We start from the raw sequence: 13895 nt of genomic DNA, 5'->3' as shown, positions 1-13895 counted from the left end.
TTAGATGTTGCTCAATGGGTAAAACAGGGCTATACAGCATAGATACTTAACACTATTTGGGATGACCCAAATAAAACAATTTGGGTGGCGAATGAGCCACCTTTTTAATAGGAAATTCAGTGTATAAAACGCTTATAGTTATTGATGAAAATAGTCTCGTTGGTGATGACTTACCAGGGGTTATAAATTTTCATACCTACCTAAAAGATTACCCAAAACGCAATGAACCTAAAACGCGCATTATTAACTTATGCGACAGTGAAGCTTATTTGAGTAAAGGGTACTACTGTTCGCTGCTTGCTGAAGCAAGAAGCCATAAAGTTGTGCCGAGTGTTAAAACCTTGAACGCGTTACGTAACCAAACGGCAGGTCAACCTTTTTTAACCATAGCCTCTGAAAGCAAGCTAATGGCCGAATTGGCTGGTCAACAAACGGTTTATGCTTTTTTTGGCAAATCGGGCCAATCAGAAATACAAAAGTTAGTGAGCCGTGTTTACGCTCAGCTACAAACACCCTTGTTAAAGCTAACGATACAGCCTAATAACGAGCGATTAAGCATTTACGTCGAGCAACTTTGCCTGTCTGATTTACCAGAGGATCAACGGGTTATATTTTCTGAGCGCCTACAAAGCTTCTCTGAATCTATTTGGAAGGTGCAGGCGACGAAAAAGCAGGCACGTTGGGACATGGCCATTCTCGTTAACCCAGAGGAACCGTCACCGCCCAGTGACAAAGCCGCCATTACCCATATGATTCGTGCCGCTGCGAAACACGGAATACATGCTGAAGCCCTAACGATTGATCAGATTTCAAATATTGGCCATTTCGATGCCTTGTTTATTCGTGAAACCACAGCAATAGATCACCACACTTATCGGCTCTCGGTAAAAGCAGAAAATCATGGTTTGGTGGTGATGGATGACTCTCAGTCAATTTTGCGCTGCTGTAACAAAGTGTTTTTGCACGATGCCTTTAGCTACCACAATGTGCCAAGCTTAAAGACTGAAGTCGTCACCGATGCCGAAGACGCGACCTTAGATTTTATTGAAACTAACTTTGCCTACCCGGTGGTGTTAAAAATGCCAGAAGGGTCATTTTCACGTGGTGTGTTTAAAGTAGCCGATCGTTTTGCTTTACGAGAAAAATTATTATTGTTGTTAGCAGACAGCGCACTGGTGTTGGCGCAAGAATACCTATACACCGATTTCGATTGGCGGATAGGCGTTTTAGGCGGCCGAGCCATTTTTGCCTGCCGTTACAAAATGGCTCGTAATCACTGGCAAATTTATAACCATGGTGCTAAACGGAACGTCTCGGGTGATTTCGAAACCTTGCCTACATTTGAAGTACCAAAAATTGTTTTAGATGCAGCTTTAAAATCTTGTGCGATCATTGGTGATGGTTTATACGGTGTCGATATCAAAGAGCTTAATGGTAAAGCCTATGTGATTGAAGTTAACGATAACCCAAGCTTAGACCGCGGCGTAGAAGACTTGTATTTAGGCGATGAATTGTACATGCAAATTATGGGCGAATTCCAAAAGCGATTAGAAAATCGTGGCCGTTAATATTCGCAGAGCGCAAAAACAAGACTTAAGCGCATTACATAAAATAGAGCAGGGCAGTTTTCAAACAGACCGGTTGAGTAAACGCAGTTTGCAACGATGGATTGCTGCCAAAGATGATATCTTGCTGGTAGCTGAAAACGAAACTCAAGCATTGCTGGGCTATGGCTTGGTCATGTGTAACAAGGGTACCCGACTAGCGCGCCTTTATTCATTAGCTGTCTCAGCAGAAGCACGAGGCCAAGGCATTGCGGGAAGGTTATTAGCAGAGCTAGAAGCAACGGCGGCTAAAGCAGGTCGCTTGTATATGCGCCTTGAGGTTGCGAAAAACAATCAAGCAGCCATTCAGCTATACGAGCGTCGCGACTATCGTGTTTTTGGTGAATACTCTCATTACTACGACGATGACAGTGATGCTTTGCGAATGCAAAAAACCATTCGTCTGGTCGATGAAACAGAAGTGCTTCGAAAAACAACTTGGTATCAACAAACCACAGACTTTAGTTGCGGACCCGCTGCGGTAATGATGGCAATGTCTAGCATGGACCGGGTCGCTGCGTTATCGCAAGAGCTAGAACTTGATATTTGGCGTGAAGCAACGACTATTTTTATGACCTCAGGCCACGGTGGCTGTCATCCTATTGGCTTGGGGTTATCGGCAGCTAAACGCGGCTTTGCAGTTAAGGTATTTATTAACACCCAAGAACCTTTATTTTTGGATGGCGTTCGGTCGACTGAAAAAAAGAACATCATGACCACAGTGCATTATCATTTTGTTGAACAAGCAAAAGAAAGTCATGTTGAGATTGTCTATGGTGACCTTGTTCAAGCGCAAGTAAATGAATTGCTCGCAGAAGGTTACGCCATTTTAGTGTTAATTAGCACTTACCGGCTAGATGGTAAAAAAGCGCCGCATTGGGTGACGGTAACGCATGCGGACGATGCCTGTATTTATGTGCATGACCCAGATCTTGATGATGATCGGCAATTGCCGATAGACTGCCAGCATGTGCCTATTGCGCGTGCTGACTTTGATAAAATGTCCGCCTTTGGTTCGACACGGCTAAGAACCGCGATCGCCATTAAAAAGGAGGTATAAATGCCTGGCTCAAGGCAAGAAACGCAGAAGCTCAGACGCAGCCTTAGCTTATCTCAAAAGGAGAGCTTTGCGTCCTCATTGATGACGGGAAGCTTTGATCAATTTGTGAATGCGTTTGCAATTTTCCTTGGTGCAACGGCAGTACAGATTGGCTGGTTAACGGCATTACCGCAATTAATCGGCGGATTGTTTCAATTAATCGCGGTTTGGTTTGGTCAATGGATTCATCGGCATCGGCTGATTGTTGTCAGTGCTGCTATGCAATCTACTTCATTGGCGGTGATTGCATTACTGGCATTGCCTTACTTTAAAGATGACTCCTTAGGGGTCATGCTAATTGCCCTCGTTGTCTTCCATGTCAGTGCAAACTTAATAATGCCGCATTGGCGAGCATGGATGGGGCAATTAGTGCCTGACCAAATTCGCGGACGGTTCTTTGGGCGTCGCAGCAGAATTGCCATGCTAACGTCTTTTATCACCTTCTTAACGGGCGGCGTGTTGCTGACTTTTTTTGAGTCGATTGCCTTAACCTGGCTCGGTTTTTTTATTCTATTTATTGTCGCGGTCGGCGGACGAAGTGCATCAACGTCGTTACTGTATAAAATGCATGATGACCATACTCAGCCTACGCTAGGAGAGCGCCATTCATTAGCACAGTCGTTTAAGCACTTATACCTGCTCTGGGGTGATATTGACTTTCGCCGCTACAGCTTTTTTATGGCGGGTATGCAGTGTTTCGTTGCCTTATCGGGCCCGTTCTTCGCTGTTTATATGTTACGTGATTTAAACTTTAGTTATCTGCAGTTTACCATGAGCACCGGCAGCTCCATTCTGATGCAGTTCCTACTGTTACCGCTGTGGGGCAAAATATGTGATCGTAAAGGCAATCGCTATGTGATGGCGATCGGCGTGACGGTTATTCCATTGTTGCCCGCCTTGTGGTTATTTTCAGATAACTTCTACTACATTATTTGTGTGCAAATGCTTGGTGGTGCTGCCTGGAGTGGCTTTACCTTAGCAAGTGCTAACTATTTATATGATCAGAAGCCGCGGCATATCCATTTTGCCAGTTATTCCGCCATACATTCGTCATTGTCGGCCTTAGCGATTTGCTTGGGAGCATTGAGCGGAGGCTATATTATTAATTGGCTGCCAGAAAGCATTTCGTTTGCGGGCATTTTTATTCAGATAGAGCGCCCCATTGCGATCATCTTTATTTTGTCTTCGGTGCTTAGGGGCGCGATTGCCATTTGGTATATTCCTAAAGCACCTGAATTACGAGTGGTTAATCGTGGCCGGGTACGCGATCTAATGATTCGTATTGCCCGATTTACACCTATTTCAGGTGTTGTGATTGATGTGGTGAACCGCCGTCGTCGAGATACTGATTGATGCTAATGCTTCAAACCCACCCTGTTGCGGTGTTATGTGAGTCGAGTCAATATACGATATTCTATATGTTGTAACCTAATTGTCATAAAAATAAGTAAAGATTGCTCACTTCACTTATTAGAGATATGACTTATGAAACGTGTGGTTGCTTTACTGATGTCATCGGCATCCCTTTTGACCTTAAATATGGCGCATGCTGAATTTTCACTAGACAGTCGTTATGTTGATAACGATAAAGATCTTATTGCTGACATCCAACCGACAAAGCAAAACTTATTGATCCAAGTACGCTAGTTTTTGCTTACACGCCGGTTGAAGACCCCGCAGTATATGCAGATGTTTGGTCTGGTTTTTTAGAACATATGGAAGACGTTACTGGTAAAAAAGTTCAGTTTTATCCAGTTCAATCGAATGCTGCACAAATCGAAGCCATGCGTGCAGGTCGTCTGCATGTAGCTGGATTTAACACTGGTTCGAATCCGCTCGCGGTTGCCTGTGCTGGATTCCGTCCGTTCACGATGATGTCAGCAGAAGATGGTTCTTTTGGTTATGAGATGGAAATTATCAGTTACCCTGGTTCTGGTATTGATTCTCCTGCCGATATTAAAGGCAATAAACTAGCCTTTACATCACAAACGTCTAACTCTGGCTTTAAAGCACCGTCAGCCATTTTAAAAGCCGATTTTGACCTGATTCCTGAACGTGATTTCGAACCGGTTTTTTCTGGTAAACATGATAATTCAATATTGGGCGTTGCGCATAAAGATTATAAAGCGGCGGCAGTAGCTAACTCTGTCTTGAAACGTATGATAGAACGTGACGTTGTGAAAGCTAACCAAATTAACTCAATCTACAAGTCACAAACCTTTCCCACTACTGGTTATGGCGTTGCTTATAACCTAACCCCAGAGCTTCAAGAAAAAATCAAACACGTCTTTTTTAGCTTCCAATGGGAAGGCTCCAAGTTAGCCGAAGAATTTAAAAGTGAAGGTCAGTTTTTACCAATATCCTTTAAAGATCATTGGGATGTTATCCGTAAAATTGATACCGCCAACGGCGTAAAATACAGCTGCATATAGGTCGTTCAGTGCTTAAAATAGAAAATTTAAAAAAGCGATATAAAACAGGCCCATGGGTACTCAGAGACATTAGCTTTCAAGTACCTAAAGGTGAAATCGTAGGACTTATCGGCCCCAGTGGGGCCGGCAAGTCTTCGTTGATTCGTTGCATTAACCGCTTAATCGACCCAAGTGGCGGCTCCATTTACTGAGACAATGTATGTCTAAATAAAATATCGTCCAAGCAAATACGCGAGCAACGCCGCCATATTGGCATGATATTTCAAGAGTATGCACTCGTCGAACGACTCAGCGTTATGGAAAATGTGTTGTCTGGTCGTCTAGGTTACTTACCTTTTTGGCGTTCGTTTTTCGGCGTTATCCAGAGCAAGATATTGAAAGCGCCTTCGAATATTTAGATCGCGTTAGCCTGATCGACCATGCTAATAAACGCGCGGATGAACTTTCTGGCGGTCAACGGCAACGAGTCGGGATCGCCCGGGCTTTGGCTCAAGATCCTCAGTTATTGTTAGTGGATGAACCAACTGCGAGTTTGGACCCTAAAACCTCTCGACAAATTATGCGCTTGATACAATCCATTTGCAGAGAAAAAGGATTGCCTGCAATTATTAATATTCATGATGTGCCATTAGCCGTTCAATTTATGGACCGCATTATTGGCCTGCAAGGCGGCGAGATTGTGTTTGATGGTAAACCAGTTGAATTAACCGAAGATATGTTGACTCGGATCTACGGTGATGAAGATTGGCATGCCATAAAGCCAGACGAAGAAGAACTCAGTGAGGCGTTAGTCTAATGCGTACATGGCAAAGACCTCATTATCTCGTTCCGGATAAACGCTGGCGAATCGTTCTTTGGGCAGCTTTCGCACTTTACCTAATCGTTGGAGTAGGCAGTGTTGACGTAAATTGGCAACGCGTGTATCAAGGTATGGAAAGAGGCGTACGCTTCATGGAAGGCTTTTTACGCCCAGATTTCATCACCAGATCAAAGGATATATACGCTGGAATTTTTGAAAGTTTAACAATCACTGTGACTTCAACTGTGGCCGGCATCTTATTGTCTGTTCCGTTTGGGTTAGGTGCCGCTCGAAATATATCGCCAAAACCAATTTATCTTTTTTGCCGTTCTTTTATTGCGATCTCACGTTCAATGCAAGAAATTATCGTCGCAATATTTCTCGTCGCATTATTTGGTTTTGGTGCGTTTGCAGGTTTTCTAACCTTGACCTATGCCACGATTGGGTTTTTAGGAAAACTCTTAGCAGAAGAAATAGAAGGTATTGATCGCAAACAACTTGAAGCCATAACCTCAACAGGTGCGTCTTGGCTTCAAAAAATTCACATAGCTGTATGGCCGCAAGTTATGCCAAGAATGATAGGGCTCTCCTTTTATCGATTGATATTAATTTTCGAGAATCTGCCGTGATTGGTATTGTTGGCGCGGGCGGGATAGGCGCTACTCTTAATACTTCTATTGATCGTTATGAATACAATTCGGCCGGTGCGATCCTAATTATCATCATTGTTATCGTAATTGCGTGCGAATATTTATCTGGTTGGATACGAAAATGGGTAAGTTAGAGCAAGAAGTATTGTGGCACAGCCACAACCGACGGAAGTCATTAATTGTTTGGGGTGGTTGGTTTGCACTCGCCTTATTAAGTGTGTTTTGTTGGCAGTTAATGACAAAAAATACCATTTGGATGTTTGTATCGGATGCCCCAGAGCAAGCCGCAGATTTAATTAGCCGCATGTTTCCTCCAAACTGGCGTTATATTAACCAACTTTATCAAGCGCTATGGGATACCCTAAATATAGCAACATTAGGGACATTGTTAGGGGTGGTACTCGCTATTCCCGTCGCGTTTTTGGCTGCCCGAAACACAACGCCATCCACCGCCTTTGTAAGGCCGATCGCACTGTTTATCATTGCCGCCTCACGCTCTATTAATTCGCTTATTTGGGCCTTGTTGTTGGTTGTGATTTTAGGACCGGGAATCCTCGCTGGGATCATCGCGATTGGATTGAGATCAATTGGATTTGTAGGGAAGTTACTTTATGAAGGTATTGAGGAAATAAACAGCACGAGTGTAGAGGCGGTTCAAGCCACGGGCGCCTCACGCTTTCAGATTATCGATTACGCTATTATCCCGCAAATTTTGCCCACCTTTTTTAGCATTGCTATCTTTCGTTGGGATATCAATATTCGAGAGTCAACTATACTAGGGCTTGTTGGTGCGGGAGGAATTGGTTTATTTCTTTCTTCATCGCTGAATAGTTTAGCTTGGTCCCAAGTAACTCTTATTATTTTGGTTATCTTGGCTACCGTTGTCGTATCAGAAGCACTGTCTGCAAAGGTCAGGAACATGCTAATTTAAGTTCCTCCGATTAGGTTCTGGCCAATCAGCAGACTTAATACTTCAAGCACGGGCATTTAACCAATGGCCGATAGCAGGCTTTTAAAAAATAAAGCAGCACCCGCTAAGTACAGCGAGTGTTGCTTTTAACGTGATAAAAACAGATTAGATTTAAGGCACAGTGATACCCATATCCAACGTTGGCAGCATGCTGCTATCGCCAAATAACCACGGGCTGATGATGTCGGTGTTGTCATCGTGGTCAATCGCCTCCCAACCTTCATAAAACGTTTCGCCAGATAGGCAGGTGGTGTTATTGGCTGAGGTTGGGCATTTGAGTTTGCCTTTTAAATAGGTAGTAATAACTTAATAACGAACTGGATACTCACTTTGGATGCATTGATTTTTAGTTTTTAAGTTCTGCCTTTAACTTGCGGACGAGTCGTATGGAAATGCATCATTTTCGTTATTAATACCGTCACCATCAAAGTCGGCCAGGCTAAAAACTATTCTGACTTCAACGGGCGCGAGCGTATCGGTAACGCCATCAGTAGCGACCACTATCACTTCATAGATACCGTCAATGTTGGCATCGGCCGGAGCGGAGAAAAATTGGACGTCGATAAAATTAAGTTCACCTGTTGTGGGGTTAATTGTGAAAAAGTTAACATCGTCTCCGCCATTAATGGCAAAGGTTGGGATTTGGCCATCGGCATCAGTGGCGGTGAAGGTTTCAACGGTAGTTTCGCCTTCGGTTACATTTATTTCTAATAAGGCGGCGTTTTCGTACCTATTGATACCATCACTGGCGAATTGAGCAGTCACAATATCGGCACGGTCATCATTATTTGAGTCGATAACCAATACGTTGGATAGACTCTTCACGCTAGCGATAGTGGTCTCGCTGAAGTTTTCATCGCCGTCGTTTTGGAACCAAATCAAGGTGCTGTTGCTTTGCTCGGTGATAATGTCAATGTCGCCATCGTTATCCATATCCGCCGCTTGGGCAAATCCATGCTTGGTGTCCGTGACCAATGTCGTTTGCGTAAAACCACCTACACCGTCATTTTCGAACCACGCAACCGTCTCACCGTTGCCGGCGGTAGCAATTAAGTCGATATCCGTATCGCCATCGATATCAATGGTCACCATTGAGTTGGTGTTGGCCATCGTGGTTGTGATACTGACTTCGGTAAAGCTTTCAGAGCCGTCGTTTTCAAACCAAAGGATTGGTGTGCTGCTGTTACTTGATGCCACGATGTCCAGTTCGTCATCACCATTCACATCGATAAAGGTGATTGAGTTATAGGTACCGCCATCGGCTTTAATTAACGTTTCGGTAAAAATTTGTGTGCCATCGTTGATAAACAAGCTGACACTGCTACCTGCGCCCACAAAGTCCATATCGCCATCGTTATCAATGTCTATGGCATGGACGCGATTGACGTTGCTGAACGAAAATTGTTGGCTTACATCTACGGTAAAGCTTTCGCCGGTGCCGTCGTTTTTATACCAGCTAATGAGGTCGGTGCCGGAGTCTGCGGCGAGTACATCGTTAAAGCCGTCGCCATCGATATCCGCTAAGAAAGTGTCAGAGCCCTTTGCGCCGTCATCGGCGATCAAGCCGACTGTAAAGTCTGTGCTACTGCTCTGTATCAAACTATAAATTTCACCCGTGGTAGCAGAGGTAAAGACAAAGTCGATTTTGTTGTCGTTGTTTAGGTCACCGGCGGTAATTGCCTGAGGGTCTTTATTGGTGTTGGTCGAATTTGGCGTTACGACTTTCAACGAGAGCCTATTGGCCAGTTGTGTACTTGCAAAGCTTGAACTGACGCCATTGGTAAAGTAAGGCGCAACGCTGTTGTCCGCATCGCTAGGCGATGGGTCGTTGAGGTTATCAACACCGTCGCCGTCAATGTCGGTATCGGTATTATCGCCAATGCCATCGCCATCGGTGTCGGTAGTTTCAGCGGCATCATTAGGGAAGGCATCTTCTGAATCGAAGACACCATCGCCGTCGCTATCAATATTGGCTGTCGCGTTTGTGCTCGACGAACCTGAACCGTCGCTGCTAGGATTGCAGGCGCTGACCAATAAGGCTGCACTTAGGGTCGTTAATAATATTAAGCTATTTTTTCTCATGATCTTCAGTCCAGTCAGTATTGGTTAATATAAATACAACGCGCCAGAGTCGCCGGCATCATTATTAGTTTGGTCACCATTAATACCGGTAGCGTTGCTGTCTTCGTTTTTGCTGACAACAGCAATGGCGTTGCCATCTTCACTGACGCTGACAGACGAACCAAAGTTGTCAGAAGCATCGGTATTGCTGGCTTTTAGGGTGCCGCTTTGGCTCCATACGCCGCTATTTAAACTAAACAGGTAAACCGCGCCGGAATTATCCGCGGTGCCATCGTCGTTAAAGGTGCTGTTAATGCCGGTACTGGCACTGTCGTCACCGGTGGCACTTACGGCTAAAAACGTGCCGTTGGCCGCTAAGCTGACAGCACTGCCAAAGAGGTCACTTGCGGCGCTGTTGCTGGCTTTAAGGTAGGCGGTTTGGTTCCAACTGCTGCCGGTTCGGTTGAAAATGTAAACGGCACCTGCGTTCTCAGTGCTGTTATCGGCTTGGTTACCATTAATGCTTGTTGCGTTGCTGTCTTCAAGGTAGGCGCCAACGGCCAAGGTATTGCCATCGGCACTGATGCTGATTGTGCTGAATGAATCATTTGCATCGGTGTTGCTGGCCTTAAGGTAAGCTTGTTGGCTCCAATCTTCGCCACTGCGGCTAAATACATATACCGCCCCAGCATCTTCTGCGCTGTTATTGCTGCCGTTGCCATCAACGCCGGTGGCGTTGCTATCTTCGCGACTTGCGCTAACGGCGAGGGTGTGACCATTGGCACTGAGGCTAACGATAGAGCCGAATCCATCATCTTCCTCTGTGTTACTGGCCTTAAGGTAGGTTTGTTGGCTCCAGGTGCCAGCGTTTTGGGTAAACACGTACACCGCACCAGAGTTGGATGCACTGTTATCGTTTTGGTCGCCATCAATACCCGTAGCGTTGCTGTCTTCGCCCACTGCGCCAACGGCCAGGGTGTTACCACTGCTGTTGAGGTTAACACTTATACCAAATTGGTCACCGGCACCGGTATTACTGGTTTTAAGGTAGTCGGCTTGGCGCCAACTGTTGCCAGTTCGCTTAAAGATGTAAACGGCACCAGCATTGCTGGCACTGTTATCGGTTTGGTCGCCATTAATGCCGGTGGCATTGCTCTCTTCACCGAGTGCGCCTACCGCTAAAAAATCGCCATTACCACTTAAGCTAACGCTGACACCAAAGGCGTCACCGGCATTGGTATTGCTGGCTTTAAGGTAAGCCTGCTGTTGCCAAGTACCATTGGTTTGACTAAACACATAGACCGCACCGGCAGCGTAGGCTGTGTCATCTGGCGTGCTGTTTATGCCGGAGCTAGAGCTGCTTTCTAGAGCAGCGCCAACCGCTAGTGTGGTGCCATCGTCACTGATGCTAACGGAGCGCCCGAACTGATCATCAGCATCAGCATTACTGGCTTTTAGGTAGCCAATGGCTTGGGTTAGGTTGTCGCTCACCGATAAGGTTTGTGAGCTGGTGCACCCCGCGCTGTTACAGGCATCAATAATGTATTGGGCGTTGGTGCGTGCGTACAACGGCACAGTGATATTAACGCTTTGCTCGCCGGCAGCAATGTTATCGCCTACTTGAGAAAAGCCGGATTGGCCATCGGTGTTTTCTAAAAGTTGGTAATGGGTGGCGTCGGCGGAATCTTCCCATGTGAAGGCGAAGGTTTTAATGGCCTCAATGCTCAGCGTGGCATTGGTTGGGCTGCTGGGTAAGTTGGCGACAATATTGGCGTTAGCGCCAGAGCTGCCGCTACCAGGATCGCAAGCGCTGACAAGCAACGCTGCGCCAAGGGTGATAGAGAGTAATAACGTAGGTTGTTGCATAATAGTCAGCCCGCCATAAAAATGGATCATAAAAGAAACGAATGCAGTACCCGCTTTAGGTGCAGCGAGTACACATTTTTTATCGTCATCCGTAACGAATTAGTGTTTGTATTAGTAACGAATTGAATGCTCACTTTGGATGCAGCAGCGGAATATTTTTTTACGGTGATATTGGCTTAACTGCATCACATGGCTATGAATCGCCTGCAAGTGAGTTGAAGGGTAAATAGGTGGGCGGGGTGAAACAACCCGACAGATGTCGGGTTGAGAGCAGTTTTTATTAGACCTATTAAGGTATTATAAGTGCTATAGGTTAATGCCTAGACGTCGAACTTCTCGTAATAATACTCGAGTAACCATTGCAGTCCATCGTTGATGATGTCATAGGAATAATTATAGAGAGTGACTGATTCAAAATTGCCGTCTCCGTCCGCATCTTTTTCTTCCAATCGGCTTTGTTGTTTTCCGTTCGCATTATAGGTTGAAGCTGTTTTTGTCGTGCTGTCTATAGTGCCATCCGCATTATTATCTATTTGGTAAAGTTCGCTTAGTTGGTTACCGTTATCATCATAGGTGTAGATACGGGCATAGGTGTAATCGATATCGCCGTTGCCATTGTTATCCCGTTTGTGTTGCCGCGTTAAATTGTTGCCATCGGCATCATAGGTATAGGTTGTCAGAGAACTATAATCGATCTCTGCTTCAGCGTCTATCGCACCATTACCGTCAGAGTCTTTCTGATATAACTCGGTTAATTTGTTGCCGTGCGCATCGTAGGTAAAGGTAAAGATGCTGCTATATCTAATAGCGTCGGGGTTGTCGCCGAAATAAAAGACACTGGTTAATTGGTTGCCATTGGCATCGTAGGAATAGCCATCAAAAGAGTAATAGTCGGTACTGCCATCGTGGCCATTGTCTTGTATGTATTCGCTTGTTATTCGGTTACCTTGCGTATCGTAAGTATAGGTGTAGCTATGGCTATAATCGATGATGCCATTGCCTTCAGAGGAGCTTTCGTAGCTATAGGTTAAGGTTTTGCCATTCGCATCGTAGGTATTAGTAGTGGTTGATATATAATCAGCCGTGCCGTCGGCATCATCGTCACTTACCGAGTGGGAAGTTAATCGGTTACCCTGCGTATCGTATGTGTCGGTTTTGAGCTTGTTAGAATCGACGATACCGTCAGCTTTATCGTCTTCTTCCTTTAATTCGGTGAGTTGGTTCTGTTCCGCGTCGTAGGTGTAAGTATAAAGAACACTTTTGTTTATGGTGCCGTCGTTCCCATTATCGGTTTTAGTTAAAGAGGTTAATATTTTCCCTGCGTCGTCATAAGTGCGCGTATAAGTATATTTGGTGTCGCCATCGGGGGTGGCGTTCAAGTAGCTTAATTGATTACCATTACTGTCGTAGCTGTAGATTCTTGTGATTTCAGCGGTGCCGTCAGCGTTGGTGTCGTATTCATAAGTGCGACTCAGTCTGTTTCCGTTCGCATCAAAGGTGTAGGTTTCTGTTTCAATGCTATCAACAACACCTTCATCGTCATCATCGTCTTTTATCACGGCCGATAGTAGGTTGCCGTTGGCGTTATAGCTGTAGGCTTTAGTGGCGTCGTTAATGCCGTCTCCGTCTTCATCTTCTTCATAGATTAAGGTGCGCCCAGCGTCGTCAATTGTTTGGTTCTCGGTGTAGTCGAGAAAGCCATCATTGCCGTCGTCTCGGGTTTCCATCGTTTGTATGGATGCTGCTATTTGAATGCCAAGTGCGTTATAGAGGTGTATCAGCCCATGCTCTTTGGCGTCTCGGGTTATATTGTATTGCTGAGCAAAATCATAGAAGTCGCCGTAATTGTAAGCAGAAAATACATATAAATTACCGTTGAAACTCAGACTGGCATCGGCGAGCGTTCTGTCCCAGCCCGTTAAGTCTAGGCCGTTATTTGGGTCGTTATCGTTATCGAGTTCGACAAGGAAATGGACGATGTTTGCAGCTCGATGGAAGTCGTTAGTCTGGTAAGTGTCGAGCACTCGGGCCAACTCAGTTTCAGTTGTCGGCAACGGAACACCGGCGGCATCAAACGGGTTCATCTGAGCCTTAGCTGAAACCGACCCCAGTTCAATACCGCCAATGGAAAAGGTAATGGTTTCGTTATCTTGGTATTTAAACCGACCAGCAGTATCGGTTACACCAGACTGGGTCGCCGTGGTATAAGTCACGCCAGAAATGTCGGTTAAAAAGCCGGTTTTAGTCGATGAACTTGACTCATCAGAGCTGCAAGCGCTGACCAGTATCGCCACACCAAGGGTGATCGGCAGAAATAAGGTCGATTTGTGCATAATTTAGAGCCCATTATAGGTTTGTAATATAAGAAACGAATGCAGTGTCCGTATTGGATGCAGCAGCAGAAAATTTTTTAC

The 13895-nt window shown here is 45.3% G+C and carries 10 protein-coding genes and 1 pseudogene; 8 read left to right on the top strand and 3 right to left on the bottom strand.

What is annotated here, in order from left to right; all coding sequences use genetic code 11:
• Positions 1-119 precede the first annotated feature (119 nt).
• The 8 genes and pseudogenes from ACI882_RS03040 (at position 120) to phnE (ending at position 7515) form a co-directional block, all read left to right on the top strand.
• Positions 120-1568 (top strand): RimK family protein, encoded by a 1449-nt coding sequence (locus tag ACI882_RS03040; protein ID WP_411745406.1) that lies wholly within the window; start codon positions 120-122, stop codon positions 1566-1568.
• Positions 1558-2664, top strand: coding sequence for a peptidase C39 family protein (locus ACI882_RS03035; RefSeq protein ID WP_411745405.1), 1107 nt, complete (start codon positions 1558-1560; stop codon positions 2662-2664). Before ACI882_RS03040 ends, ACI882_RS03035 begins: the two co-directional genes overlap by 11 nt.
• Positions 2665-4056 carry an MFS transporter gene (locus ACI882_RS03030; protein WP_411745404.1) on the top strand — a complete coding sequence of 464 codons (1392 nt, stop codon included), beginning with the start codon at positions 2665-2667 and terminating at the stop codon, positions 4054-4056.
• A gap of 132 nt (positions 4057-4188) precedes the next feature.
• Positions 4189-4350, top strand: coding sequence for a hypothetical protein (locus ACI882_RS03025; RefSeq protein ID WP_411746492.1), 162 nt, complete (start codon positions 4189-4191; stop codon positions 4348-4350).
• Positions 4332-5135 carry a phosphate/phosphite/phosphonate ABC transporter substrate-binding protein gene (gene phnD, locus ACI882_RS03020; protein WP_411746494.1) on the top strand — a complete coding sequence of 268 codons (804 nt, stop codon included), beginning with the start codon at positions 4332-4334 and terminating at the stop codon, positions 5133-5135. The genes ACI882_RS03025 and phnD overlap by 19 nt, the downstream gene beginning before the upstream one ends.
• A gap of 8 nt (positions 5136-5143) precedes the next feature.
• A pseudogene (phnC, locus tag ACI882_RS03015) lies at positions 5144-5931 on the top strand (phosphonate ABC transporter ATP-binding protein).
• On the top strand, positions 5931-6563 hold the full coding sequence (locus tag ACI882_RS03010) for a PhnE/PtxC family ABC transporter permease (protein ID WP_411746491.1): 633 nt from the start codon (positions 5931-5933) through the stop codon (positions 6561-6563). The pseudogene phnC and the gene ACI882_RS03010 overlap by 1 nt, the downstream one beginning before the upstream one ends.
• A 142-nt stretch (positions 6564-6705) precedes the next feature.
• Complete coding sequence (gene phnE, locus ACI882_RS03005) at positions 6706-7515, top strand: phosphonate ABC transporter, permease protein PhnE (RefSeq protein WP_411746490.1); 810 nt, start codon at positions 6706-6708, stop codon at positions 7513-7515.
• Between the two features lie 405 nt (positions 7516-7920).
• On the opposite strand, the gene ACI882_RS03000 is transcribed toward phnE, so the two are convergent.
• The 3 genes from ACI882_RS03000 to ACI882_RS02990 all read right to left on the bottom strand — a co-directional run bounded on the left by ACI882_RS03000 (position 7921) and on the right by ACI882_RS02990 (position 13814).
• Entirely contained in the window at positions 7921-9636 is a 1716-nt protein-coding gene (locus ACI882_RS03000; protein ID WP_411746489.1) for an FG-GAP-like repeat-containing protein, read from the bottom strand.
• 24 nt (positions 9637-9660) lie between these two features.
• Positions 9661-11481, bottom strand: coding sequence for a beta strand repeat-containing protein (locus ACI882_RS02995; RefSeq protein WP_411746488.1), 1821 nt, complete (start codon positions 11479-11481; stop codon positions 9661-9663).
• Positions 11482-11801: 320 nt separating this feature from the next.
• Positions 11802-13814, bottom strand: coding sequence for a hypothetical protein (locus tag ACI882_RS02990; protein ID WP_411746487.1), 2013 nt, complete (start codon positions 13812-13814; stop codon positions 11802-11804).
• Between the last annotated feature and the right edge of the window lie 81 nt (positions 13815-13895).

The organism is Reinekea sp., assembly GCF_046710285.1.
In the GTDB taxonomy this organism is placed as follows: domain Bacteria; phylum Pseudomonadota; class Gammaproteobacteria; order Pseudomonadales; family Natronospirillaceae; genus Reinekea.
This window is presented reverse-complemented; position numbering and strand designations above follow the sequence as displayed.

Bases quoted from the DNA above. Each gene is read 5' to 3' on its own strand.
- ACI882_RS03030 (WP_411745404.1), top strand. From the start codon at position 2,665: ATGCCTGGCTCAAGGCAAGAAACGCAGAAGCTCAGACGCAGCCTTAGC.
- ACI882_RS03025 (WP_411746492.1), top strand. From the start codon at position 4,189: ATGAAACGTGTGGTTGCTTTACTGATGTCATCGGCATCCCTTTTGACC.
- ACI882_RS03010 (WP_411746491.1), top strand. From the start codon at position 5,931: ATGCGTACATGGCAAAGACCTCATTATCTCGTTCCGGATAAACGCTGG.
- phnE (WP_411746490.1), top strand. From the start codon at position 6,706: ATGGGTAAGTTAGAGCAAGAAGTATTGTGGCACAGCCACAACCGACGG.
- ACI882_RS03000 (WP_411746489.1), bottom strand. From the start codon at position 9,636: ATGAGAAAAAATAGCTTAATATTATTAACGACCCTAAGTGCAGCCTTA.
- ACI882_RS02995 (WP_411746488.1), bottom strand. From the start codon at position 11,481: ATGCAACAACCTACGTTATTACTCTCTATCACCCTTGGCGCAGCGTTG.
- ACI882_RS02990 (WP_411746487.1), bottom strand. From the start codon at position 13,814: ATGCACAAATCGACCTTATTTCTGCCGATCACCCTTGGTGTGGCGATA.